This is a genomic window from Bradyrhizobium sp. WSM4872 (assembly GCF_055811715.1).
The window spans coordinates 111375-136230 of the sequence record NZ_JBVVPT010000019.1 but is presented as its reverse complement, the minus strand read 5'-3'; the positions used below and the strand labels follow the sequence as shown (position 1 = coordinate 136230).

The window sequence follows — 24856 nt, the reverse complement described above, 5'->3', positions numbered from 1 at the left end:
AAGGCAGTTAGCGAAGCTCGCGGCGACTAGGCCCTGGATCGCGCCGCGCGCTGCTCCGACCATTGCGCATCGGTCCAGCGCAACAAATCCTCGGCGCCGGAGCTGCGTAAATGCGCGCCACCGTCGATCACCACCATCTCGCCGTTGATGTAGCCGGCACGGTCGGAGACCAGGAAGCTGGCGAGGTCGGCAAGCTCGCTACGCTCGCCGGCGCGTCCCATCGGGTTGCGCGCGGCCCACCCTTCGTCGCGACCCTCGGGGCGGAGCTGGCCCGAGGCGCCCGCGGTCGGGAACGGTCCCGGCGCGATCGCGACGGTGCGGATGCCCTTCGGCCCCCACTCGACGGCAAGACTCTTGGTCATCGCCAGCACGGCCGACTTCGCCATCGCCGACGGCACGGTGAAGGCGCGGCCGGTGATGGTCGAGGTCGAGAGGATCGAGAGCACGACGCCGCCATGCTTACCGTCGATCCAGCGCTTGCCGGCGGCGAGCGTGCAATACATCGCGCCATGCAGTGTCGGCGCGAGGATCGCATCCGCGGCGCGGAATGAGAGATGCTCACTCTGCGCGATGAAAGTCGCAGCCGCGTTGTTGACGAGAATATCGAGCGGCGCCTCGCGCCAGATGGCGTCCATCATGCTCTCGACGGCGGCGCCGTCGCGGATATCGCAGGCGATCGTCGTGACCTTGCCGCCTGTCTCTTCGCGCATCTCGCTCGCCGCCGCCTCGAGCCGGTCGAGCTTGCGGCCGCAGATCACGAGCTCGGCGCCGAGCGCGAGGAAGCGGTGCGCCATCGCAGCACCGAGACCCGAACCGCCGCCGGTGACGAGGATGCGCTTGTGCTTGAGCAGGCCTGTTTCAAACATCGTTTGATTCCTCCCTTTTCTTCTTCCGTCACTGCGAGCGAAGCGAAGCAATCCAGGCTATTTCCGCGGCACGGATTCTGGATTGCTTCGCTTCGCTCGCAATGACGAGGATAGGACCGAATGCAATTTCAGACAAAGAAACCGGATTGTGGGACCGCGCTAAATCCGGCAGAAACAGCCAAACTATAATTCTGCCTCGAAACGCCAAGTGCTCTCAAGAAGGTGCCGCCATGAAAGCCATCCTCTGCTCGCAATATTGCCAGCCCGACGATCTCGTTCTGGCCGACGTGCCGGATCCGGTGGCCGGTCCCGGCGAAGCCGTGATCGCGATCAAGGCTGCGGCGCTGAACTTCTTCGACATCCTGATGATCCAGGGCAAGTACCAGATCAAGCCGCCGTTCCCGTTCTCGCCGGCCGCCGAAGTGGCTGGGGTGATCGAGAGCATCGGTCCCGGCGTGACCGACCTGAAGGTCGGCGATCGCGTCGTCGCCTCCTGCGGCCACAACGGCGCGCGCGAAAAGATTGCGCTGCCGGCCGCATCGATCGTGAAAATCCCCGACAATCTCGATTATGACCGCGCGGCCGGCATCATCATCATCTACGGCACCGCGCTGCACGCGCTGGAAGATCGCGCGAGCCCGAAGCCGGGCGAAACGCTCGCGGTGCTCGGCGCCGCCGGCGGCACCGGACTTGCCGCGTGCGAGCTGGGCAAGCTGATGGGCCTGAAGGTGATCGCCTGCGCCTCGTCGGACGAGAAGCTCGAATTCGCGAAGGCGCACGGCGCGGAACTCACGCTCAATTACGGCAAGGAAGATTTGAAGGAAGGCTTGCGAAAGCTCACCGGCGGCAAGGGCGTCGACATCATCTTCGATCCCGTGGGCGGCACCTATGCCGAGCAGGCCCTGCGCTCGATTGCCTGGGAAGGCCGATTCCTCGTGATCGGCTTTGCTGCCGGCGACATTCCAAAGATGCCGCTGAACCTCGCGCTGCTGAAGGGCTGCGACATCCGCGGCGTGTTCTGGGGCGCCTGGACCCGACTTAACCCGGAAAAGAACCGCGCCAATCTCGAGAAGCTTGTGAAGTGGACAGCGGAAGGAAAAATCTCCTCGCATGTCGACCGTGTCTTCCCGCTGGCACAGACCGCCGACGCGCTGAAGGTGCTCGCGGGACGTCAGGCCATGGGCAAGGTGATCCTGCATCCGTGAGGGTGTCGGCGCGTAGAGTGTTGCGACATCGTCACCACATACTCAACTGTCATTGCCCGGCTTGACCGGGCGATCCAGGACTCCGTCACGAGTGTTGTTGAATCGATGAGCCGCGGCGTACTGGATTCCCCGCCTTCGCGGGGAATGACAGTGAAGGATGCGGCGACAGCTACTGCGCGGCTTCCGCGTCGCCCTCGACCACCCCACGCTTCAACGCGGCGCGGGCCGCTTCGCGATGCTCGTTCGTGATATGGCTCGCGACCATGCGGATCGCGGTGGCGAGCACGGCGGCGTCATCGGTGAAGCCGAGGATCGGCATCACGTCGGGAACGAAGTCGAACGGCAGGATGAAATAGGCAATCGCGCCGAGCAGCGAGGCCTGGACATGGCGCGGCGTCTGCCGGTCGAAGGCGCAGTAATAGGCGGCGAGCAGATCCTCCGCGAACGGCAGTCGCGCGGCGACACGCTTCAGCTTGCGCCAGAAGCGGCGGCGCACGCTCTCACGATCTTCCGCGAGCCGGTCGGCCGGCTCGAAACCGACACTGTGTTCGGCAGCCATGTTCGACAAACTCCCCGTTCCAGCCAAGGGTCGCGTCAGGGGTGGCAGATCGCCGCATCCCCGGCTGATCACAAGATGGGAACTCGGCCGGTCCCCGCAAGACGTCAGCCTGGTGTCAGCTTGGCGATGGCGTTCATCGCCTTGGCGAGCTCGATGTCGAGCGCGGTGAGGCCGCCGGCGTCATGGGTCGACAGCAGCACCTCCACCGTCTTGTAGACATTGCGCCATTCGGGGTGGTGGTCCATCTTCTCGGCGACCAGCGCCGCGCGCGTCATGAATCCGAACGCCTCGTTGAAATCCCTGAAGACAAAGGTTTTCCCGATCGCGTCGCGTCCCTGAACCTCGGTCCAATCAGGTAGTCCGCCCAGCGCCTGCCTGCGCGCCTCCGCCGAGAGCCGTTCTGCCATCGTCGCCTCCATCCTTTTAGGGGAACTTTACCCTAACACCGCACCGACGCCCCGGGTTCATACGGGATTAGACCCCATCCGCTAACCATGACGGAGATGTAACCCTGCCGGACAAGAAATTTGCTACACTTGCGGGCGTAAATCGCCGGCCAAGATGAAACTGAGCCTCAAGCGACTGTTCGGGAGATCGATGACCGGGGGATTGGACCTGGCCGAAGCGCCCACCCCGCCCTCGCCGCGATCGTCGGCGCGGAAGACGGCGCTCGTGACTCTCGCGCTGGTGCTCGCGATCGTTGGCGCGCTCGCCGGCGGCTACTACTTTGCCATGCGGCCGGTGACGCTGAAGATCGCGGTCGGCCCCGCCAACAGCGACGACGTCAAGGTCGTGCAGGCACTGACCCAGGCCTTCGCACAGCACAAGAGCTCTGTGCGACTGCGTCCGATCCAGACCGACGGCGCCACCGCCAGCGCCAATCTGGTGGCGGAAGGCAAAGCCGATCTTGCCATCGTCCGCGGCGATCTCGACGTGCCGAAAAACGCGCAAGCCGTTGCGACCCTGCGCAAGAATGTCGTGGTGTTGTGGTCCATACCCGTCAAGGGTAAGAAGAAGGGTGCGAAGATCACCAAGATCGCGCAGCTCGCCGGGCATCGGGTCGGCGTGGTTGGCCGCACCCAGGCCAACGTCAATTTGCTCAAGGTAATCCTGCAGCAATACGGCGTCGATCCCGCCAAGGTCGAGATCGTGCAATTCCCGGCCAATGAAGTTGCCGAGGCGATCAAGTCTCAGAAGGTCGATGCCTATCTCGCGGCCGGTCCCGTCAACAGCAAGATCACTTCGGACGCGATCGCCACTTCCGCCAAGGAGTTCGGCACCCCGACTTTCCTCGCGATCGATTCCGCCGATGCGATTGCGCAAAATCATCCCGTCTATGAAGCGGCCGAGATTCCCGCGGGCACTTACGGCGGCTCGCCCGATCGTCCCGACGACGAGGTCAAGACCATCAGCTTCTCGCACCACATCGTGGCGCGCAAGGCTGTGTCCGAAACCACCATCGCGGCGTTCACGCGCCAACTATTCTCCGTCCGCCAGCAATTGGTGACGGAATTCCCGCTGGCGGCGAAGATCGAAACGCCCGACACCGACAAGGATGCGGTGATTCCCGTGCATCCCGGCGCCGCCGCTTTCGTCGACGGCGAAGAAAAGACGTTCCTCGACAGGTACAGCGATTACATCTGGTGGACCCTGATGGCGCTCTCGGCCATGGGCTCGATCGGCGCCTGGTTTGCGGGCTATCTGAAGAAGGACGAGCGCGACAACAACAGCCATCTGCGCGAGCGGCTGCTCGACATGATCACCGCCGCACGAAAGAGCGAGACGACCGAAGATCTCGATCAGATGCAGACCGAGGCCGACGAGATCCTGCGCGACACGTTGCGCTGCTACGACCACGGCGCGATCGAGGAAGGTGCGCTCACCGCCTTCAACATCGCGCTCGACCAGTTCCATGCGGCGGTTGCCGACCGCAAAGCGGTGCTATTCAGCCTGCCGCAGAACCTGCAGCGTACCGGCGCGCAATTCCGGGCCGCCGGCAACGCGTAAGCGCGTGCGCGCGTAATCGCTTCGTCACATTGTCTCCATATAGCGTCGGGCTTCACCATGCGACCGCCCTGGACGACCGCCTCACGCGATATCGAGACCATCCCATGAACATCAAAATCTCCCGCCGCCGTTTCCTGACCACCAGTGCGGGCGCGCTCGGCGCGGTCGCAATGCCGCATCTCTCCCGCGCGGCCGACCGGCCGGCGGTGACCCACGGCGTGCAGTCGGGCGACGTCACCGTCGACGGCGGCGTGGTCTGGGCGCGCACCGACCGGCCCGCACAGATGCTGGTCGAGGTGGCGACGACGGAGTCGTTCAGGGATGCCCGCGCACTGCCGCCGATCGCGGCGCTGCCCGAGAGCGACTTCACCGCAAAGATGCTGATCGAAAACCTGCCTAGCGGACAGGACATCTTTTATCGCGTCCGCTTCCGCGATCTGTCGCACACCGCGGTGGAGGGCGAGCCGGTGACCGGCCGCTTCCGCACCGCGCCCGCCGACCGCCGCGACGTCAGCTTCGTCTGGGGCGGCGATGTCGCAGGACAAGGCTGGGGCATCAACCCCGATGACGGCGGCATGTTCACCTTCTCGGCGATGCGCAAGCACCGTCCGGATTTCTTCCTGCATTCCGGCGACACCATCTATGCCGACGGCCCTATCCAGTCCGAGGTTAAGCTCGCCGACGGCAAGATCTGGAAGAACGTCACGATCCCCGAGAAAGCCAAGGTCGCCGAGACGCTGGACGAGTACCGCGCCGCGCACAAATACAATTTCACTGACGACAATCTTCGCGCCTTCAATGCCGAAGTGCCGATCTTCGTGCAGTGGGACGACCATGAGGTTACCAACAACTGGTCGCTTTCGAAGGGGCTGCCGGCGACCTATAAGGAGCGCGACATCGCACTGCTTGCGGCCCGCGCAGGCCGTGCCTTCCACGAGATGATCCGATGCGCGAGAGCATCGTCGAGCCCGGCCGCGTCTATCGCCAGATCTCCTATGGTCCCCATCTCGATGTGTTCGTGCTCGACGAGCGCAGCTATCGCGGCCCGAACGGCGCCAACCTCGAAACCGCTTACGGCCCGGCCAGCTATTTCCTCGGCCCCGACCAAACCGCCTGGCTCAAGCACGGCCTGTTGAATTCTCGCGCGACCTGGAAGGTGATCGCCTCCGATATGCCGCTCAGCCTCGTCGTATCAGATACGGCAAAGGGTGGATCGGAAGCCATTGCGCAGGGCGACGGCCCGGTGCGCGGCCGCGAGTTCGAGATCGCCGACATCCTGCGTTTCATCAAGATGGCGCCGATCAGCAACACCGTATGGCTGACGGCGGACGTGCATTACGCCGCCGCGCACTATTACGATCCGAACAAGGCGCAATTCCAGGATTTCGAGCCGTTCTGGGAGTTCGTGTCAGGCCCGCTTCACGCGGGCACATTCGGTCCGAACGCGCTCGACAATACGTTTGGGCCGGAGGTGCGTTTCGTCAAGGCGCCCGGGAAAGACAACCAGAACCTGCCGCCATCGGCCGGCATGCAGTTCTTCGGTCACGTCAAGATCGACGGCGCTTCCGGCCAGATGACGGTGACCTTGCGCGACCGCGCCGACGTCGCGCTGTGGTCGACCACGCTCGATCCGAAGCAGGCCTGACCGTATCGCTAGTCCGCCGCGCGGACCTGGAGCGCCGCCTCCAGCGCGTCGCTCGAACACGGCTTCTGCAGTCGCGGCTGGCCGGCGAATACCGGCGGGATGCGCGCGTCAGCGCCGTAACCAGTGACGAAGACGAACGGAATTTTCAGGGCCGCGAGCCGTTCGGCGACCGCAAAGCTGTTCTCGCGACTCAATCCGACGTCGAGCAAGGCGAATTCGGGGGCACGCGCCGCGATCGCGGCCAGCGCCTGCGCCACTGAACCTGCCGTGCGCACGCTCTTCACGCCAAATCCGAGCAGGCGATCCTCGAAGTCGATTGCGATGATCGGATCGTCCTCGACGATGAGGACATCGGCGGGACAATTTGAACCATCGGAAACGGCGGGTGCCATCATCGTAACGTGGAGCATGAGGTGTCTCTGACTGGGATACCGGTCACGACGCCTTTACCCAGCGCGGAGGGTTCCCGGAACGAAACCACCACATCACAGTTGTCAGGTCTGTCCACTTGTGCACACAGGGCCTCGTCGGAACTCGCTAATGTGGAGGCGGATGGGAGTTTAAGATGGACGCGCGGACCAGCAAGGCCACCGAGATCGATAGCCGGCCGACCAACAATCTGCTGCGGCGCTTGAGCCCGGCCGACTTCGCCCTGCTTGCGCCGCATGTCATGCTCGAAAGCGCCGCGGCGAATGAATTGCTCTATAACCCCGGCGACGACGTCCAGGTCGTCCACTTCCCCTGCGGACCATCGCTTGCAACCTTCCTCGTTCCCAATGAGGACGGCCGTGACGTCGAGACCATCCTGGTTGGCCGCGAAGGCGCGGTGGGCGGCATCGTCAGCGAGGGTTATCTGCCGGCCTACACCCGGATCTGCGTGAAATTCGGTGGGCCCTTTGCGCGCATTCACGTCAGCAAGCTGGAGGCCGCCAAGCAGCGCTCGTCCTCGTTGCGCCATGTCTTCGCCCGCTACGCCGACTGCATGCTGGCGCAGATCTTCCAGTCCACCGCCTGCAACGCCATTCACTCGATCGAGCAGCGCACCGCCAAATGGATGCTGGCGGCGATGGAACGGACCGGCGACGAGAGCAGCGTGCCTCTGACGCACGAGCAGCTCGCGACACTGCTCGGCGTCGGCCGCAGCTATGCCAGCCGCGTGCTCCAGTCGTTTAAGGCGGAAGGCGTGCTCGACACGCGGCGCGGATCGATCCTCGTCCGCAACCGCGAAGGCCTGCGCCTGCGCGCCTGCCTGTGCAACGAGGCTGTGAAGTTGCACTTCGAAGAGGTGCTGCGCGGGGTCTATCCGACCGAAGAGCGGCAAGCGGGCTAGCCGCCTGCCTCGCTCCTCTTCGGGGATAAGAAGCGGCCGCACTATCCCGCCAAGCGGGAACCTGGGCTAATGTCCCCCGCATGAGCGGGGCTTTCCTTCACACTCTCTTCGATGTCGGGGCGTGGCTGGCTGCGGCCGCGGCGCTGTACTGGCTGTCGCGACAGGGCTTGCGGTTTCCGGCGCAATCCTTCGAGCGGTCCTACCTCGCCGCTTTGGTGTTCGGTGCGGGGCTCGGCGCCTATCTGTTCGGCTCCGCCAATTTGTGGCTGTCGGGCCAGAGCGGCATTGCGCGCTCTGTGGAAGGTGCGCTCGCCGGCGGCATCGTGGCGATCGAGCTCTACAAATGGTCCGCAGGGATCACGGTCCGAACCGGCGTCCGTTTTGCGCTGCCACTGGCGATCGGCATCGCGATCGGCCGGCTCGGCTGCTATTTCGCGGGCCTCGACGATTTCACCTACGGCACCCCGACGGCATGGCCCTGGGGTCATGATTTCGGCGACGGCGTCCCGCGCCATCCCGTGCAGCTCTACGAAAGCGCCGCGATGGGGGTATTCGCGTTGCTCTACGTGCTGGCGGTCTTGAACCGGAGCGCGTTTGTGATCACCAATGGTTTCTACCTCGTCCTTGTCTACTATGGCGCACAGCGCTTCCTGTGGGAATTCCTCAAGCCCTACGGCACGCTGATCGGCCCCTTCACGCTGTTTCACCTGCTGTCGCTGTCCATCCTGCTCTACGCTGTCGTCATGCTGGCGAGGGCGCCCAAAGCGAGACCCATGCATGAACGCGCCGTTGCGTAAGTCGCGCCCCTATATCTTCTGGGGCCAGACCCAATCTCTCTGCGAGACCTGCCTGAAGCTGGTGCCGGCCAAGATCCAGATCCTCGACAACGAGGTCTGGTACGAGAAGCGCTGCAAGGAGCATGGCGTCCAGTCCACGCTGGTGTCGACGGACGCAGCCTATTGGCGCCTGTGCAAGGATTTCATCAAGCCCGGCGACCGGCCGCTCGCCTTTCAACGGCATACCGAATTCGGCTGCCCCTACGATTGCGGCCTGTGTCCCGACCACGAGCAGCATTCCTGCCTGGCCCTGATCGAGATCACCGAGCATTGCAATCTGACCTGCCCGGTGTGCTTTGCCGATTCCTCACCGGCGCGGACCAGCTTCACCCCGCTGGCCAAGATCGAGCGAATGCTCGACGCGCTGGTCGCGAGCGAAGGCGAGCCTGATTTGGTGCAGATCTCCGGCGGCGAGCCGACGCTGCATCCGGATTTCTTCGCGATCCTCGATGCGGTGCGCGCCCGCCCGATCCGCCATGTCATGATCAACACCAACGGCCTGCGTATCGCCCGCGAAAAGGATTTCGTGGCGCGGCTCGCCGAGAACAAGCGCGGGCTCGAGGTCTATCTCCAGTTCGACTCGCTCGAACGCGACGCGCTGATCAATCTGCGCGGCGCCGATTTGCGCAAGATCCGTCAGCAGGCGCTGGAGAATCTCGAGCATTACGGCGTGTCGACCACGCTGGTGGCGACCATCAAGCGCGGCGTCAACGATGCCGAGATCGGCGACATCGTTCGCCATGCGCTCACGTGGAAATGCGTGCGCGGCGTCACGCTGCAGCCGGTGCAGGATGCCGGCCGCAACGAGAATTTCGACAAGAACACCGACCGCATCATGCTGTCGGAGATCCGCAAGCGCGTGGTCGAAACCGGCGTGTTCGGCGACAAGGACATGATCCCGCTGCCCTGCAACCCCGAAAGCATCTCGATCGGTTACGGCCTGCGCAACGGCGAGAAAGTGCTGCCGCTGACCTCACTGATCCCGCAGGAGCAACTCGTCGCCTTGTTGCCCAATACTATAAGCCCGGAGAAGCATCCGGCGCTGAGGGAGAAATTCATCGATCTGTTTTCGCTGTCCTCGGGACCGCTGAACACCAGCGAGCGCGTCTGCGAATTGTTGTGCTGCCTGCCGAGCTTCGAGGTCCCGCAAGGCATCACTTACGAGAACGTATTCCGCGTCACCATCGTGCAGTTTCTCGACCGCTTCAATTTCTGCGTCGGCAACGTCAAGCGCAGCTGCATCCATTTCGTCACCGAGAGCGGCGCGATCATTCCGTTCGACACCTACAATCTGTTCTACCGGAACGGAAAGATCGACGGCATCCGCGCCGAACTGGCGGCGCAGTCAACCGAAGGAGCCCTGCAGGCATGAGCATCAGCGACACGCCGCCGCCAGCCCCTCCGGGACCGCCTCCCGCCCCGCCGACCAAGCGCAGCGGCTGCCTGACCGCGCTCATGGCGATCTTCGGGATCCTCCTGCTGCTGCCCGGTGCCTGCGCAATCCTGTTCGGCGGAATCTCCATATCCGACAGGGGCCGGATCGATTCCGACGTCGCGCCTCTGGTCTTCCTGGGCCTGGTCGTGGGGCTGGGCGGGGTCGCCCTGATCTGGGCCGCCATCAAGGGCCGGCGCGGCTGAGCCCGGCTTTTCGCCTAACCCCCGGGAATTCCCGGACAAAATTCAATCAACCAATGGCCAAAGAACACATTGTTTTTTGGCCGTTTTTGCCTATATTGCGCCGCAACGCGTAGGGTGCCCGGTCGATATGCCGGGCTTTCCCTTTTGGGCGGAAAGCGCCCCGTTTCCAGTCTTCAAGCGTTGTTTCGAGAAGAGGTCCCGGTCTGACCGGCGAGATCGCGCTTAACCCATTGTCCGACCGCAAAGAAGCTCACTCATGAACCTTCGCAACATCGCCATCATCGCCCACGTCGACCACGGCAAGACGACCCTGGTCGACCGCCTCCTCCAGCAATCCGGCACCTATCGCGAGAACCAGAAGGTGACCGAACGCGCCATGGACTCCAACGATCTGGAGCGCGAGCGCGGCATCACCATTCTGGCCAAGGCGGCCTCGGTGCAGTGGAAGGACACTCGCATCAACATCGTCGACACCCCAGGCCACGCCGATTTCGGCGGTGAGGTCGAGCGCATCCTCAACATGGTGGACGGCGCGCTGGTGCTGGTCGACGCCGCCGAAGGCCCGCTGCCGCAGACCAAATTCGTGGTCTCCAAGGCGCTCAAGGTCGGTTTGAAGCCGATCGTCGTGATCAACAAGGTCGACCGTCCCGACGCGCGGGCGACCGAAGTCATCAACGAGGTGTTCGATCTGTTCGCGGCGCTCGACGCCAGCGAGGAGCAGCTTGACTTCCCGATCCTCTACGGGTCGGCCAAGCAAGGCTGGATGGCCGACAGCCCGGATGGATCGCAGGAAGCCGGCATGCAGCCGCTGTTCGACCTGATCGTGCGCCATGTCGCGCCGCCGACCGTCGAGGAAGGCCCGTTCCGCATGATCGGCACCATTCTGGAAGCCAACCCCTATCTCGGCCGCATCATCACCGGCCGCATCTCTTCCGGTTCGATCAAGCCGAACCAGGCTGTGAAGGTGCTGGGCGCCGACGGCAAGACCATCGAGACCGGCCGCATCACCAAGATCCTCGCCTTCCGCGGCATCGAGCGCACTCCTCTCGACGAGGCCGAGGCAGGCGACATCGTCGCGATCGCCGGCCTGACCAAGGGCACCGTCGCCGATACCTTCTGCGATCCGTCGGTCGACACCCCACTGGTGGCGCAGCCGATCGACCCGCCGACAGTGTCGATGTCTTTCATCGTCAACAACTCGCCGCTCGCCGGCACCGAAGGCGACAAGGTGACCAGCCGCATGATCCGCGACCGCCTGCTGCGCGAGTCGGAAGGAAACGTCGCGCTGCGGGTCGTCGAAGCCTCCGACAAGGACGCGATGGAAGTTTCGGGCCGCGGCGAATTGCAGCTCGCGATCCTGATCGAGACCATGCGCCGCGAGGGCTTCGAGCTCTCGGTGTCGCGTCCGCGCGTCGTATTTCAGAAAGACGAGGCCACCGGCGCCACGCTGGAGCCGATCGAGGAAGTCGTCATCGACGTCGACGAGGAGCATTCCGGCGTCGTCGTGCAGAAGATGAGCGAGCGCAAGTCCGAGCTGATCGAGATGAAGCCGTCCGGCGGCAACCGCCTGCGGCTGGTGTTCTACGCGCCGACCCGCGGCCTGATCGGCTACCAGGGCGAACTGCTCACCGACACTCGCGGCACCGCGATCATGAACCGCCTGTTCCACGGCTACGCGGCGTACAAGGGCGAGATCCAGGGCCGCCGCAACGGCGTGCTGATCTCCAACGACCAAGGCGAAGCGGTGGCTTACGCGATGTTCAAGCTGGAAGATCGCGGCCCGATGATGATCGAGCCGGGCTGGAAGGTCTACAAGGGCATGATCGTCGGCGAGCATACCCGCGACAACGACCTCGAGATCAACGTGCTCAAGGGCAAGCAGCTCACCAACATCCGCACGACCTCCAAGGACGAAGCCGTGCGCCTGACCCCGCCGATCCGCATGACGCTGGAAAAGGCGCTGGCCTATATCGAGGACGACGAGCTGGTGGAGATCACGCCGAAGTCGATCCGGCTGCGCAAGCGGCACCTCGACCCGAACGAGCGCAAGCGCGCGGAAAAGTCCAAGGAAGCGGTGGCTTAAGGCCACTCGGACACACGACGAATGCGTCATGGCCGGGCTTGTCCCGGCCATCCACGTCTTCGATACTGGTGTCAATTACGTGGATGCCCGGGACAAGCCCGGGCATGACGATGAAATTGACCGCTATGTCCCTCCCCTCCTCCGTTGACGTCGCGATCATCGGTGCGGGCGCCGCCGGCCTCGGCGCGGCGCATGCACTGGCACGCTCCGGCCTCTCCGTGGTCGTGATCGAGGCGCGCGACCGGCTCGGCGGGCGGGCCTGGACGGTGCAGGCCTCGCCCGACGTCACCTTCGACGTCGGCTGCGGCTGGCTGCATTCGGCGGACAACAACTCCTTCGTCGCGATTGCAAAGCAGCTCGGCTTCGAGGTCAACAAGGACCTCCCGCCCTGGCGCGAGCGCGCCTATGGCAACGCGTTTCCGAAAGCCGAGCGCGACGATTTCATGCACGCGATGGACGCCTTCTATCAGCGGCTGTGGACGACTGCCCAGAAGGGCAAGGATGTCCCCGCGAGCTTGAGCCTGGAGCCCGGCAATCGCTGGAATCCCATGATCGACGCGATCTCGACCTATATCAACGGCTGCGAACTGAAGGACATGTCGACGCTGGACTGGGACGCCTATGAGGACAGTGACCTCAACTGGCGCGTCCGCCGCGGCTACGGCGCTCTGATCACGGCCTATGGCGCGCCATGCCCGGTGGCGCTGAACTGTAACGTCACGTTGATCGATCATTCCGGCCAGCGCATCCGCATCGAGACATCGCAGGGCGCGCTGAGTGCGGACAAGGTGATCGTCACCGTGCCGACCAACCTGATCGCCAATGAGGCGATCCGCTTCTCGCCCCCTCTCCTCGCCAAGGTCGATGCCGCGGCCGGCCTGCCGCTCGGCGTCGACGACAAGATCACGCTAGCGCTCGACGATGCCGAAGCCTTCCCGAAAGAAGGTAATTTGCGTGGCGCCACCATGCGCACCGACATGGGCACCTATCATATCCGCCCGTTCGGCCAGCCCTGCATCGAAGGCTTTTTCGGCGGCAGCTTTGCGCGCGAACTGGAAGATGCCGGCGACGGCGCGATTGCCGCGCAAAGCATCGACGAGATCGCGGGCCTGCTCGGCAACGACATCAGGCGAAAGCTGAGGCCGCTCTACGAGTCGCGCTGGGCGCACGACCCCTTCGCGCGGGGCTCATATTCGCACGCGCTGCCCGGCCACGCCGGTGACCGCGCCGTGCTGGCGGCACCGGTCGATGGGCGGCTGTTCTTTGCGGGAGAGGCGACGTCGCCGAACTTTTTCTCGACCGCGCACGGGGCGAGGGACTCAGGGGAGCGGGCGGCGCAGGAAGTGCTGGGGGTTTCGGGCAAACCGTAACCACACGCTCCGCTCGCGTGACGGATCACTCGATCACCCGCGCCCGCAAATCAGCATCAGGCACGAAGCACGCATCGTACTTGCCAAAGATGCGATAGCGGTTGCGTGCGATGAGGCTGTACACCGGGTCGCGCAACGCTTTCGGCACGGCGAACAACGCGCTCACCCAGCTCCAGCCGGGAAGCTGCGACAGTACCGTCAGCGCAGCGTCCGACTTCATGAACACCTCGCCACCATGAACCACGGCATTGGTGTCGGGATCATCGGGATCGATGCCGAACGTGCGTGCGAGCCGGGCGCCATAGTCCGACTGGATCGGCGTGAAGCGAAATCGCTTCGCTGTATCACGTTGCGCGACGAAGCGGACCCAGCGCGAGCAGAAGATGCAGACGCCGTCGAACAGGATGACGTCATCGTCGGGCCATTTGGGCATCAGCGATTGTCCAATATCAGGAAATTCAGCGTCATGGCTTTTTGCCAGCCGCCGGCTTCAGCGCGCGATCGAGTTCGGCACTGGCAGCTTTGACACCGGCTTCGGCTTCGATCATCCAATGACCCTCGCTGCCCACGGCCGGCAGCGCACGGAACTCGACCTTGCCGCCGCTGCGCCGAAACGCGTCGACCAACGCGAGCGAAAATTTCGGCGCAAAGTAGCTGTCATTGGCGGAAACGATCCATGTGACGGGGATGCGCGCGGCCTTGCCGAACTCAGCCGCCGCCGCGAGAAGCGTATGCGGCGCGCAGATCCGGTTCGGCTCGTCATTGGCATGGCCGCCGCGCCCCGGCGCAAAGGCGATGATGGTGGAGATCGTCTTCGGATCGGCATTGGCAAGCGCCAGCGCGCCCCAACCGCCGGCGGAATGGCCGATCACGATCGCGGCGTCCTTGCGGATAAAATCCTGCTTTCGCACATAGTCCAATGCTAGCGCGATTTCGTCGGCCGTTGCGCGGCCCGAGCGCGCATAGTCCGCCTCGTCACAGCCACCCTGGTCCTCGACATAGCGGCCGCCTGTTACGCCATGGCCGAGCCGTTCCGGCACCAGCACGGCGAACCCGCGCGCGACGAGGAACGCAGCGAGTGCGCGGTATTCCGGCTGTGGCGTTTGCGCGCGCCGCAGACCATTTTGCGTTGAAGCATGCGCGATCACCGCAAGCCGGAACGGGCCGGCACCCGGCGGGCGAAACAGCAGGGCATGAGCGGCGATGTCGGTATCCGGCGACGGCACGCGCCATTGCTGCCGCCGAAACTGATCGCCCTCCGCTCCGGACGCACCAAAAATGACCTGAGCGCACACGGGTGGCGCAGTCAGCAAGGCCAACAGAGCCAGGAGCACGAGGACGTTGAGAAGTCGCATGAATTGCCGGAGGCGAGAACAGCGACGGTCAGACTAGTAGGAACGAATCAATATCGGCAGACTTTCTGCGTTGCCATTGCCGTTCATTCGTTGCCGCAAAGCAGTTTTGCACCGACGCACAGCACTCCGGTGCCATTCGAATTGGCGTCTTGTCTTTTTTCGGTACAACACGGGTCAAATACTGATGCAGAAAGTCCACAGGTTAACCGATAATTAAGGATAGGTCTTGCCGCCGGCGCGGCGACTTGGTTTGATCACGTCCATGAGCACAACCCTGATCGAGGTCCGGCCGGCCAAAGCCGCAGATGCAACTGCGGTGGCGTCCACCCATGACGAAGCCTGGCGCTCCGCCTATCAGGGCATCATTCCCGGCGCCGAACTGGAAAAGCTGATCAACCGCCGCGGTCCGCAATGGTGGGACAGCGCGATCCGCAAGGGCAGCCGCGTCAGCGTGCTGGTGTTCGGCGACAAGATTGCAGGCTACGCCAATTATGGCCGCAACCGCGCCCGCAGCCTGCATTTCGACGGCGAGGTCTACGAGCTCTATCTGCGTCCTGAATTCCAGGGCCTGGGCTTTGGCCGCCGCCTCTTCACCGCGGCCCGCCGCGACCTGATGCAGAGCGGCCTGAAGAGCATGGTGGTGTGGGCGCTCTCGGACAACGATCCGGCCACCGAGTTCTACCGCGCCCTGGGCGGCCGCATGGTGGCACGCTCCTCGGAGCGTTTCGGGCCGAAGTCGCTCGACAAGGTTGCCTTCGCTTGGACCAATTGAGCTGCTGAAGTCCCGCCGGCAGCGTTTTCCTTCCGTCGATACCGTTGCCTTGAGCCGGTGATCGCTGGATTCATTATTTCACAAAAACGCGATGGATCAGCGGGCCAAGCCCGCGTATGACAGCGCCAAAATCGCTGCCGGGTGCGATTTAACCTCGGCAACAACGGAGCCTTGAATGCGTATCGATGCGGTCTCGATCGGGAAAAATGTCCCCCACGACGTCAACGTCATCATCGAAGTCCCCGTGGGCGGCGAACCGATTAAATACGAGATGGACAAGGAAGCCGGCACGCTGGTGGTCGACCGCTTCCTCTACACGCCGATGCGTTACCCCGGGAACTACGGCTTCATCCCGCACACACTGTCCGATGACGGCGATCCCTGCGACGTTCTCATCATCAACACGCGCGCCATCATCCCCGGCGCGGTCATGAGCGTGCGCCCGGTCGGCGTGCTGTTCATGGAAGACGAAGCCGGCGGCGATGAGAAGATTTTGGCGGTGCCGTCGTCGAAGCTGACGCAGCGCTACGACAAGGTGAAGTCGTATTCCGACTTGCCGGACATCACGCTCCAGCAGATCCAGCACTTCTTCGAACATTACAAGGATCTCGAACCCGGCAAGTGGGTGAAGATCCTGCGCTGGGGCGGCCCTGAGGATGCGCACAAGCTGATCCTCGAAGGCATCGATCGCGAGAAAAAGAAGAACGGGTGAGTTTTCGTGCCCCGGCTCAGCGTCGCGTCATTTCATGCCGCGCCGCGTCCGGGACACGAGAGTGGCGTTACACCGCCGGCTTCGGCAGCCCGGCAATCGCGCAAGCCGCGCGCAACGTGTTCACGAGCAGGCAGGCGACCGTCATCTGGCCGACGCCGCCCGGCACCGGCGTGATGGCGCCAGCCACTGCGAGCGCTTCCTGATAGGCAACATCGCCGACGAGACGCGTCTTGCCGTCGTCCTTCGGAATCCGGTTGATGCCGACGTCGATCACGGTCGCCCCCGGCTTCAGCCAGTCGCCGCACACCATCTCGGGCTTTCCGACCGCGGCGTAGACGAGGTCGGCGCGCTTCACGAGCCCGGGCAGGTCGCGCGAGCGCGAATGCGCGATGGTCACCGTGGCGTTCTCGTTCAGCAATAGCTGCACCAGCGGGCGGCCGACGAGGTTGGAGCGGCCGATGACGATGGCGTTCATGCCTTCGAGCGAGGCATGCACGCTCTTGGTCAAAATGATGCAGCCGAGCGGCGTGCAGGGCGACAGCGCCTCGAAACCGCCGGCGAGGCGGCCGGCATTGTTCGGATGCAGCCCGTCGACATCCTTGGCGGGATCGATGGCATTGACCACGGCTTCGGTGTCGAGGCCCTTGGGCAGCGGCAGTTGCACCAGAATACCGTGCACGGCAGGGTCGCGGTTGAGTTTTGCGACCAGCGCCAGGAGATCTGCCTGCGAGACGTCCGCCGGCAGCTTGTGCTCGAACGAGGCCATGCCGGCGGCCTGGGTCTGGGTGTGTTTCGAACGGACATACACCTCGCTCGCCGGATCGCTTCCGACCAGGACCACCGCAAGGCCCGGCACCAGATTGTGCTCGCGCTTGACGCGTGCGACCTCGTCGGCGACGCGGGCGCGAAGTTCCGCGGCGATGACTTTTCCGTCGATGATCTTGGCGGCCATGTCAGTTTCCTCAGTCTGTCGATTTGGCTGACGCGAGCTGGCGCAGGGCTTCGCCGAGCCGCGCCGGATCGCCGTCGACCGCGATCTGCTTCAGCCGCGAGGTCGCTCCCGACAGGAGTTTGACGCTGGCCTTGGGCACGCCAAGCGATTTCGCCAGCAGCACCAGAACGGCCTTGTTGGCCTCGCCGCCATCGGCGATGGCGCGGACGCGCACCTTGAGCACGCTGCGGCCATCGGAGAGCTGCTCGATCCCGTCGATATCGTCGCGGCCGCCGCGCGGCGTTACCCGTAGCGCGATGCTGATTCCTGCGGCCCCGTAACGCCAAGGTTCCTTGATGACAAGGTTCTTTGGCAACCCAGGGCGCTCCAGTCGACTTAGATCACGTTCGGGTAGATGTAGTACAGGATCACCCGCTCGATGAACATGATGAGCAGGATCAGGATAATCGGCGAGATATCGAGGCCGCCGAGGCTGGGCAGGAAATTGCGAATCGGTGCCAGGACCGGCTCCGTGATTCGGTACAGGAACTCCGCCACCGCCGAAACGAACTGGTTGCGGGTGTTCACGACGTTGAAGGCGATCAGCCAGGACAGGATCGCGGACGCGATCAGCAGCCAGACGTAGAGGTCGAGCACGATGATGACGATGTCGAGAACGGCACGCATGGCTTTTGAAAACTCTGGCTTCGGTCGGGATTGACGTCTTTTGCTAGATATCGGTTCCCCCCGGTCCAAACAAGGGAAGTCGGTGCCGGGATGGCTAAAACCGGGTTACAGCCGTCCTTGACTTGACCTTGGCGGGGACTTAAATGGCGCCCGGTTGTCGGCCGCATTGACCAGAGCGGCCTACAAAAGGGGCCATAGCTCAGCTGGGAGAGCGCGTCGTTCGCAATGACGAGGTCGGCGGTTCGATCCCGCCTGGCTCCACCAGCCTTCGCTCGCTTCGCGAGCTACGGCTCGGCAAGCCCGGAAGGTCTCTCGCGGCGAAGTGAGCGAAGGCTGCCCCGCCATAGCCCGAAGGGCGACGGCGGGCTCCATCCGAAATCCCCCTACTTCCCCGTAAACCTCGGCGGCCGCTTCTCCATGAAGCTCGCGACCCCCTCCCGGAAATCGCTGCCGTTCAGCGCCACCATCATGTCCCGGTTGGCTGCGATCGTCGCCTCCGCCAGCGTCTGGAACGGCACCTCGTAGAGCTGCCGCTTGATCACGGCCATCGCGCTCGGCGAGACGAAATCGACGAGGTCGCGCGCATAGGCGTAAGTCTCCTCGCGCAGCTTCTCGGGCGAGCAGAGCCGATTCACCAGCCCGATCCGCAGCGCCTCGTCACTCGAAACGCGGCGCGCCGAGAGCAACAGATCCATCGCGTTGGCGTGGCCGACGATTCGCGGCAGCATCCAGCTGATGCCGTGCTCGGCGATCAGACCACGCCGGGCGAAGGCAGTGGTGAACACGGTGTTGTCGGCGGCAAAGCGCAGGTCGCAATAGAGCGCGTGGACGAGGCCGATGCCGGCGGTCGCGCCATTGAGCATGGCGATGACAGGCTTTCCGATCGACGGATAGAAGCCGTAGCGGGTCTGCCAATCGGGCCGCCGATTCATGTCGAACGGCGGCAGGTTCGACGCGCGCCTGACATCATCGGAGTCGAGCCCCTTCAATGCATCCATGTCGGCACCGGCGCAGAAGGCGCGGCCGGCGCCGGTGATCACGATGACGCGGACATTGTCATCGGCGCTCGATGCTTCCATCGCATGGCGCACGTCGCGCTCCATGATGGGCGTCCACGCATTCATGCGATCGGGACGGTTGAGCGTGATGGTCGCGACCTTGTCGCTGACCTCATAGAGAATGTGTTCGTAGGCCATGGCGCTCTCCCTTTGTTTGCCGGCACGCGTTCGCGCGCGCTCGTTGACAATGAGCCTAGCATACAAACGGATGAGAAGAGCTTGCGCTAAGGCGCGATCACTCGGCTGCTTGCGCCAGAACCGGCCGCCGCGTCAGCCAGCCGTCGATGAAATGATCGAGCCAAGCGCGTTCGGCGGCATCGTAGACGGCACGGTCCGCGAAATGGTGATGCCGCTGCCGCGCGCCGGGCGCGCTGAGGCCGTCATAGCCGCGCGTGGTCCAGCAATGCATCATCGCGTAGGTCACGTCAGGATGGAACTGCACGCCGAAAGCGTTGCCGGTGCGGAATGCCTGCACCGGAAAATCATCGCCTTCGGCAAGCAGTTCAGCGCCGACCGGCAACTCGAAGCCTTCGCGATGCCAATGATAGACCCGCGCCGGCCAATTCGGGCAGAGCCGGTGTCCCGCGGGTGTCGGGCGGATCGGGTAGTAGCCGATCTGGGTCAGCGCATCCGCATGCGGCGCGACGCGGGCCCCCAACTGCTTCGCCAGCATCTGCGCGCCGAGGCAGATGCCGAGGAACGGCCGCTGTTCGCGGAGCGGGATTTCGATCCAGTCGATCTCGCGGCGGATGTAGTCGTCGGGATCGTTGGCGCTCATGGGACCGCCGAAGACCACCGCGCCGGCATGCTGGTCGAGGGTCTCGGGCAGCGGATCGCCGAAGCGGGGACGGCGGATGTCGAGGCGATGGCCGAGCGCGCGCAGCGCATTGCCGACGCGGCCGGGCGTCGAGGATTCCTGATGCAGGATGATCAGAACCGGCAGCCGGGTTTCGGAGGCGGCGACGTTCGGCGTCCTTCTGGGGAAGGGCACCACTTCTGCGCCACCAAATCTGTCCGTCCGGAACGACATGGTCTCTGCGAGTGCTATCGGTTCAGATCGCCAGCATAACTAAGCGATCGTTAATTTCGTGTGAGTTTGCGCACACACACGCCCGATAGAAAGCAAGCTCCGGGCCACGACCGACCAAGCGCGCTCCCTTTAGTGTCGTTGCCTCTGAAACCGGCTGGTGGCGGACAGGATGAAGCCGCGCGGGAAGAAGCGCAGCGCGAATGGCACCATCTTGATGCACAGACCGGGGAGCACTGCCCGCTTGTTGGCCATCAGGCCGCGATAGGCCTGCCGTGCGACATCGGCGGCAGGAACATTGAGAAGGGCCGTATCATGTCCGGACCCAACGCGGGCGCGCGCCTGGAATTCGGTGGGCACCGGGCCCGGGCAAAGGACGGTGACGCGAACGCCATGCGGTGCAAGCTCCGCCCGCAAGGCCTCGGTCAGGGAAATGACATAGGCCTTGGACGCGTAATAGACGGCCATGCCGGGGCCGGGCAGAAAGCCGGCGACCGATCCGACGTTGAGAAGACCGCCCTTGTTCCTGATGAGCTGATCGGCAAAGCGCAGCGACAGATCCGTCAGAGCCCGGACATTCACATCGACGATGCCGACCTGCTCGACGCGGTCGCGCTCGATTGCGTCGCCGAATACGCCGAAGCCGGCATTGTTGACGAGATTGTCGAGCTCGACGCCTTCGGCAGCGAGCGCAGCGGCGATCTTCTCGCCGGCATCCGCCTCCTGGAGATCGCAGGCGATCACAATCGGCTTCTTGCCGCCCTTAGCGGCGAGCTCGTTCGCGAGCGCCTCGAGCCGGTCCGCGCGCCGCGCCGTCAGCGCAAGACGGTGTCCGTTCGCGGCGAACACACGCGCCAGCTCCGTGCCGATGCCCGCCGAGGCACCGGTGATCAACGTTACCCGCTCAGTCACGATCGAAGTCTCTTGATGTAAGTTTTTTGGCCCCGCAATGCTGGAACGAGAGCATAGGCCGTGCGCGACAGGCAAGCGGCGTCCGCCGCATAGCCACTTGAGCGGGAAACGGGGGAAGCAGGAAAACCACGGATTAACAGGGGAAATCCGGAACCCGGGCAGCCCGAGGCTACATTAAAGTTTCGTCATGTGGTCTGCACAACCGCCAATTGGCGGTGTTGACACGGATCACCCACCGACTGCGCTGTCCTTGACCTGGCCGCCGGCACGATCTGCGACTGCGTGCTTCAGGTCGATCCGGTCCCGCTGCGAAATCCCGAGCAGGTCGGAGGCGCGCCAGACCACATTATCCTCGAACTCCGTGACCTGGCCGTCGGCGTAGACCAGCTCCCACATCATCTGGACGACCCGCTTGCGGCCTTCTTCGTCGAGCGAGCGCATCATGATGCTGGTGAAGTGATAGAGGTCGACCGCCTCGCCCTCGACCTCCGTCGCATCCGCGATCAGACGATCCGCGGTGCCACGATCGAGCCCGAAGTGGCTTTCGATCAGGCTGTGCAACTTGCGCTGCTCGACAGCCGTCGGCTGGCCGTCCAGCGAAATCACGTGAACCAGCAGCGCGGTCGCCGCCAGCCGGTAATCACTGTCACCGAATGCGCGGTCCTGGGCATGGGGAGCAACAATGTCGGCGATGAATTGGCGCAGGCCGTCGAGCATAAGGTCCTACCGAAATCGATGAAGCCGCGGAGCGCGACTGCTACCAGCATTATATGAGCAGGAAACTCAACCGGCGCAACGTGCGTCAGTTCCGCGCGTTGCATTACGTTTCGGCAATCTCCACTGATGTCGTCCTGGCGAAAGCCAGGACCCATACCGCGGAATCTATCGATTGTCCGCGGTACCCGTCCCGAACAAGCAGTCTTCGCCAAACTACTCCCTGGGGTAATGGGTCCTGGCTTTCGCCAGGACGACTCGGAGAGGCGTAGTGCTGCGCTCGCAATGACGGAGAATGTGGCAGCATCGTCCCAGATCCCTCACGGTATCTCGTACACCACCATCTTGTCGGCGATGCCGCGCAGTGCGGCCTGCTTCTGGATCGGCCTGATTTCGCGCTGCTTGAGGACTTCGGCGACCGCCGGTGCATCCAGCACCGGGCCGGTGATGTGGATCTCCTGCGCGGTCGAGAGGCTCTGCACGCGGGCGGCGATGTTGACGGTCTGGCCGAAATAATCCTGCCGCTCGTTCAGCATCACCGCGAGGCACGGACCTTCGTGGATGCCGATCTTGACGATGAGATCGGCGGTGCCGCGCTTTTTGTTGAGCTCGTCCATCGCCGCGCGCATCCGCAAACCCGCCGCGATCGCATGCTCGGGACGGACGAAGGTCGCCATCACGGCGTCGCCGATGGTCTTCACCACCGCGCCTTTCTCGGAGGAGATGATCTCGAGCAGCGCATGGAAATGCGCGCGCACGAGGTCGAAGGCGGCGAGATCGCCGACGCGCTCATAGAGCGCGGTCGATCCCTTCAGATCGGTGAACAGGAAGGTCAGCGAGGTGATCTGGAGCCGCTGGTCGAGACTGAGATTGTCCGCCTTGAAGACATCGCGAAACGTCTGGTTCGACAGCATCCGCTTGGCGGTCAGGAACGGCTTGCGCTTGCCGATGAGGTGATGGAGCGCCTCGGCCGCGATGAACACCGACGGCAGCACGCGCACGCCGGCATGGTTCTCCAGCGACAGCCGCAGCGGGCCCGGCCGCATGGTCGTGGTTCCCGTCGGCGCCTGCACCCTGTTGTACATGATGGCGAGCTGCTGACGGTCCTTGGTGGGCTCGCCCTGCACGTCGATGAAATGGGCCGCGTGCGTCACCGGTTCGAAGATGATGATGAAATCGTTCGGCAGTTGCAGCGACATGGTCGCCTTCTCGCCGGCCGGCAGCTCCATCGTATCCAGCGTCACCTCGTTGGCGAGCGTCGCAAACGATTCCTTGTTGAAGTCGACGCCGGAACTCCAGAACACCTGCTTGAAGTACTCCCAGACCGGAAGCGTATCGGGATCATGCGCCGCAATGCGCCGGACACGTGAATTGACGGTGAAGGAGACTTCGACCTGATCATCGACGGAGGCCTTGTAGCCGCAGGCGCACAGCGCGCAGTGATAGTCGTCGGGCTTGAGCGCTTTCAGGGTCGAGTGCGCACCCAACACGCCGCCGCAGCCCGGGCACAGCACATTCCAGCCCAGATCGAACAGACCGAGCCGCGCCGAATGCAGGAATGCCGAGATCGCGTGCTCTTCATCGAGACCGTGCTGCTTCGCGAAGTCGAGGACATTGACGCGGTTGAGCTCGTGATCTTCGCCATCCTCGATGAGGCGCGCGATCGCGTCGACCACTTTCGCATCGGCGGTCTGCTTCAGAACGGAAAACTGGGCCTGGATATCGCTCATGGCGCAACTCTATCTGGTGTGGATCACGCCGTCGGCCAGGCGAACGCCTGTCACCGACGCGTAGTGCGGAACAGCGGCGAACGGTCCGGCTGGGTCGTGACGACGCCGAGCGGAATGACAGGGCTGGTATCGGCAAGCTCGACGCGGAACGCACCGATCAGCCGGGCCAACGCCAGCACGGATTCGGCTTGCGCGAACGGTGCGCCGATGCAGACGCGCGGACCCGCACCGAACGGCAAATAGGCGAAGCGGTCGGGCGCGTCGGTCGACATGAAGCGTTTTGGAATGAACGCGTTCGGCTGATCCCACAGCTTCTCGTGCCGGTGCAGCAGCCATGGCGCGATCATGATGATGTCGCCCTTGCCGATGGCGACGCCGGCCGCGTTGTCCTTCTCGCGCGCGGCACGGGCGATCAGGAAGGCCGGCGGATAAAGCCGCATGGTCTCCTCGATCGCGGCGCGGGTGAATTTCTGGCGATCGATGTCGGCCATGCTGTCGAGATGTTCGCCACGGGTCTCGGAGGCGATCTCCTCCTGCGTATCGGGATCGAGCGCGAGCAGATAGAGCGCCCAGAAGAGCGCGGTCGCCGTGGTCTCGTGACCCGCGAGGATCATGGTCGCGACTTCGTCGACCAGTTGTTCGTCCGAAAAGCCCTTGCCAGTTTCAGGGTCGCGCGCCTCGTCCATGAGATCGAACAGGTCGCGCGGCGGCGCGCCGTCCTTCTTGCCCATCTCGCGCCGCTCGGCGATCAGCATCGCGACGAATTCAGTCCAGCGCTTGCGGAAACGGGCACGGGCAAAATCCATCGGGCTCGGCCAGGACAGCGGCAGCACCATGTCGAGCAAGTACGGCCGCCCGAGTCGGGCTCCATATTCCATGACGAAGTTGCGCAAGGTCGGACCATGCCGGTCCATGCCGAACGAGAACATGGTGCGTCCGGCGATTTCCAGCGTCATGCGCTGCATGATCTCGCGCAGATCGACCGGCTCGCTCGTTCGCCCGTCGAGCTTCGCGATGGTCTCGTCGACCACCGCGGTCATGTGCGGAACGAGATTTGCCGTCGCCCGCGGCGTGAACGCCGGCGCGAGAGTGCGGCGCTGAAACGTCCACGAATGGCCCTCCGCAATGAGAAGACCGTCGCCGAGCACGGGGCGGAGCATGCGGATGCCCGCCGGGGTGCGCGAATAATTCTCGTAATTGCTGAGCAGGACATGCCGGATCGCATCCGGCCGGTTCAGGATGAAACTGTTGCGGAAGAAGAAGCGGCCCTCGATCACGTCTTCCTCGTAGGCGCGCTGCCCCCAGGTCGCGATCATGTTTCGCTTGAGCACGGCAAGCCGGCCGAGGAACGACATGTCGTCGGGCGCACGCGGCGGGGTCGGAGGGACGATGGGCCGACGCACGCTGGCGATGTTCATG

At 63.9% G+C, this 24856-nt stretch carries 25 protein-coding genes, 1 tRNA gene and 1 pseudogene; 12 read left to right on the top strand and 15 right to left on the bottom strand.

The features are described from left to right. Positions 1-26: 26 nt before the first annotated feature. The gene (locus AC0L3C_RS23965) at positions 27-866 is read right to left on the bottom strand and encodes an SDR family oxidoreductase (RefSeq protein WP_473409120.1); all 840 of its coding nucleotides are present in this window, start codon (positions 864-866) and stop codon (positions 27-29) included. 230 nt (positions 867-1096) lie between these two features. Between AC0L3C_RS23965 and AC0L3C_RS23960 the strand changes: the two genes are divergently transcribed. Beyond that, positions 1097-2071: an NADPH:quinone oxidoreductase family protein gene (locus tag AC0L3C_RS23960; RefSeq protein WP_007598751.1), complete on the top strand. Its 975-nt coding sequence runs from the start codon at positions 1097-1099 to the stop codon at positions 2069-2071. A gap of 169 nt (positions 2072-2240) precedes the next feature. Here AC0L3C_RS23960 and AC0L3C_RS23955 read toward each other — a convergent pair whose 3' ends face one another. Beyond that, positions 2241-2630, bottom strand: coding sequence for a YkvA family protein (locus tag AC0L3C_RS23955; RefSeq protein ID WP_473265564.1), 390 nt, complete (start codon positions 2628-2630; stop codon positions 2241-2243). 104 nt (positions 2631-2734) lie between these two features. After that, positions 2735-3037, bottom strand: coding sequence for a 4a-hydroxytetrahydrobiopterin dehydratase (locus AC0L3C_RS23950; RefSeq protein WP_473265565.1), 303 nt, complete (start codon positions 3035-3037; stop codon positions 2735-2737). A gap of 154 nt (positions 3038-3191) precedes the next feature. On the opposite strand from AC0L3C_RS23950, the gene AC0L3C_RS23945 reads away from it, so the two are divergent. Next, entirely contained in the window at positions 3192-4637 is a 1446-nt protein-coding gene (locus tag AC0L3C_RS23945; RefSeq protein WP_473265566.1) for a TAXI family TRAP transporter solute-binding subunit, read from the top strand. Between the two features lie 104 nt (positions 4638-4741). Further along, a pseudogene (locus AC0L3C_RS23940) lies at positions 4742-6282 on the top strand (alkaline phosphatase D family protein). A gap of 8 nt (positions 6283-6290) precedes the next feature. On the opposite strand, the gene AC0L3C_RS23935 reads toward AC0L3C_RS23940, so the two are convergent. After that, complete coding sequence (locus AC0L3C_RS23935) at positions 6291-6692, bottom strand: response regulator (RefSeq protein WP_473265568.1); 402 nt, start codon at positions 6690-6692, stop codon at positions 6291-6293. A gap of 155 nt (positions 6693-6847) precedes the next feature. On the opposite strand from AC0L3C_RS23935, the gene AC0L3C_RS23930 reads away from it, so the two are divergent. The 6 genes from AC0L3C_RS23930 to AC0L3C_RS23905 all read left to right on the top strand — a co-directional run bounded on the left by AC0L3C_RS23930 (position 6848) and on the right by AC0L3C_RS23905 (position 13539). Further along, positions 6848-7612, top strand: coding sequence for a Crp/Fnr family transcriptional regulator (locus AC0L3C_RS23930; protein WP_473265569.1), 765 nt, complete (start codon positions 6848-6850; stop codon positions 7610-7612). 80 nt (positions 7613-7692) lie between these two features. Continuing rightward, positions 7693-8409 carry a prolipoprotein diacylglyceryl transferase gene (locus tag AC0L3C_RS23925; protein ID WP_473265570.1) on the top strand — a complete coding sequence of 239 codons (717 nt, stop codon included), beginning with the start codon at positions 7693-7695 and terminating at the stop codon, positions 8407-8409. Beyond that, a complete protein-coding gene (locus AC0L3C_RS23920) occupies positions 8390-9820 on the top strand; it encodes a radical SAM protein (RefSeq protein ID WP_473281751.1) in 1431 nt (476 codons plus the stop codon). The genes AC0L3C_RS23925 and AC0L3C_RS23920 overlap by 20 nt, the downstream gene beginning before the upstream one ends. After that, a complete protein-coding gene (locus tag AC0L3C_RS23915; protein ID WP_473265572.1) occupies positions 9817-10086 on the top strand; it encodes a hypothetical protein in 270 nt (89 codons plus the stop codon). The genes AC0L3C_RS23920 and AC0L3C_RS23915 overlap by 4 nt, the downstream gene beginning before the upstream one ends. A gap of 256 nt (positions 10087-10342) precedes the next feature. Next, entirely contained in the window at positions 10343-12169 is a 1827-nt protein-coding gene (typA, locus tag AC0L3C_RS23910) for a translational GTPase TypA (RefSeq protein ID WP_473409119.1), read from the top strand. Between the two features lie 125 nt (positions 12170-12294). Beyond that, entirely contained in the window at positions 12295-13539 is a 1245-nt protein-coding gene (locus tag AC0L3C_RS23905; protein ID WP_473409129.1) for a flavin monoamine oxidase family protein, read from the top strand. 25 nt (positions 13540-13564) lie between these two features. Here the strand turns inward: AC0L3C_RS23905 and AC0L3C_RS23900 are convergent, their stop codons facing one another. Together AC0L3C_RS23900 and AC0L3C_RS23895 are read right to left on the bottom strand one after the other, a co-directional pair. After that, a complete protein-coding gene (locus AC0L3C_RS23900) occupies positions 13565-13972 on the bottom strand; it encodes a thiol-disulfide oxidoreductase DCC family protein (protein WP_473265574.1) in 408 nt (135 codons plus the stop codon). 31 nt (positions 13973-14003) lie between these two features. Beyond that, a complete protein-coding gene (locus AC0L3C_RS23895; protein WP_473409118.1) occupies positions 14004-14894 on the bottom strand; it encodes an alpha/beta hydrolase family protein in 891 nt (296 codons plus the stop codon). 262 nt (positions 14895-15156) lie between these two features. Here AC0L3C_RS23895 and AC0L3C_RS23890 point away from each other — a divergent pair, with 262 nt between their 5' ends. Further along, positions 15157-15666: a GNAT family N-acetyltransferase gene (locus tag AC0L3C_RS23890; protein ID WP_007598725.1), complete on the top strand. Its 510-nt coding sequence runs from the start codon at positions 15157-15159 to the stop codon at positions 15664-15666. A 175-nt stretch (positions 15667-15841) separates the two neighbouring features. Beyond that, on the top strand, positions 15842-16378 hold the full coding sequence (gene ppa, locus AC0L3C_RS23885; protein ID WP_211394934.1) for an inorganic diphosphatase: 537 nt from the start codon (positions 15842-15844) through the stop codon (positions 16376-16378). 67 nt (positions 16379-16445) lie between these two features. On the opposite strand, the gene folD is transcribed toward ppa, so the two are convergent. Genes folD through AC0L3C_RS23870 form a run of 3 tightly spaced genes read right to left on the bottom strand, consistent with a single transcriptional unit; the run spans position 16446 to position 17996 of the window. Further along, the gene (gene folD, locus AC0L3C_RS23880; RefSeq protein ID WP_473409117.1) at positions 16446-17330 is read right to left on the bottom strand and encodes a bifunctional methylenetetrahydrofolate dehydrogenase/methenyltetrahydrofolate cyclohydrolase FolD; all 885 of its coding nucleotides are present in this window, start codon (positions 17328-17330) and stop codon (positions 16446-16448) included. 10 nt (positions 17331-17340) lie between these two features. Beyond that, positions 17341-17685, bottom strand: a complete 345-nt coding sequence (locus tag AC0L3C_RS23875; RefSeq protein ID WP_027566322.1) for a DUF167 domain-containing protein — start codon at positions 17683-17685, stop codon at positions 17341-17343. Between the two features lie 20 nt (positions 17686-17705). Next, on the bottom strand, positions 17706-17996 hold the full coding sequence (locus tag AC0L3C_RS23870) for a YggT family protein (protein WP_007598721.1): 291 nt from the start codon (positions 17994-17996) through the stop codon (positions 17706-17708). A gap of 188 nt (positions 17997-18184) precedes the next feature. Here AC0L3C_RS23870 and AC0L3C_RS23865 point away from each other — a divergent pair. Continuing rightward, positions 18185-18260, top strand: a tRNA-Ala gene (locus tag AC0L3C_RS23865). Between the two features lie 119 nt (positions 18261-18379). Here the strand turns inward: AC0L3C_RS23865 and AC0L3C_RS23860 are convergent. The 6 genes from AC0L3C_RS23860 to AC0L3C_RS23835 all read right to left on the bottom strand — a co-directional run bounded on the left by AC0L3C_RS23860 (position 18380) and on the right by AC0L3C_RS23835 (position 24855). After that, positions 18380-19192, bottom strand: coding sequence for an enoyl-CoA hydratase (locus AC0L3C_RS23860; RefSeq protein ID WP_473409116.1), 813 nt, complete (start codon positions 19190-19192; stop codon positions 18380-18382). A 97-nt stretch (positions 19193-19289) separates the two neighbouring features. After that, on the bottom strand, positions 19290-20084 hold the full coding sequence (locus AC0L3C_RS23855; protein WP_473265577.1) for a glutamine amidotransferase: 795 nt from the start codon (positions 20082-20084) through the stop codon (positions 19290-19292). Positions 20085-20213: 129 nt separating this feature from the next. Further along, entirely contained in the window at positions 20214-20993 is a 780-nt protein-coding gene (locus AC0L3C_RS23850; RefSeq protein WP_473409115.1) for an SDR family NAD(P)-dependent oxidoreductase, read from the bottom strand. A gap of 228 nt (positions 20994-21221) precedes the next feature. Beyond that, positions 21222-21710 (bottom strand): tellurite resistance TerB family protein, encoded by a 489-nt coding sequence (locus AC0L3C_RS23845; RefSeq protein ID WP_473281741.1) that lies wholly within the window; start codon positions 21708-21710, stop codon positions 21222-21224. A 317-nt stretch (positions 21711-22027) separates the two neighbouring features. After that, positions 22028-23437: a DUF5939 domain-containing protein gene (locus AC0L3C_RS23840; protein ID WP_473409114.1), complete on the bottom strand. Its 1410-nt coding sequence runs from the start codon at positions 23435-23437 to the stop codon at positions 22028-22030. Between the two features lie 50 nt (positions 23438-23487). Beyond that, the gene (locus tag AC0L3C_RS23835; protein WP_473409113.1) at positions 23488-24855 is read right to left on the bottom strand and encodes a cytochrome P450; all 1368 of its coding nucleotides are present in this window, start codon (positions 24853-24855) and stop codon (positions 23488-23490) included. Between the last annotated feature and the right edge of the window lies 1 nt (position 24856).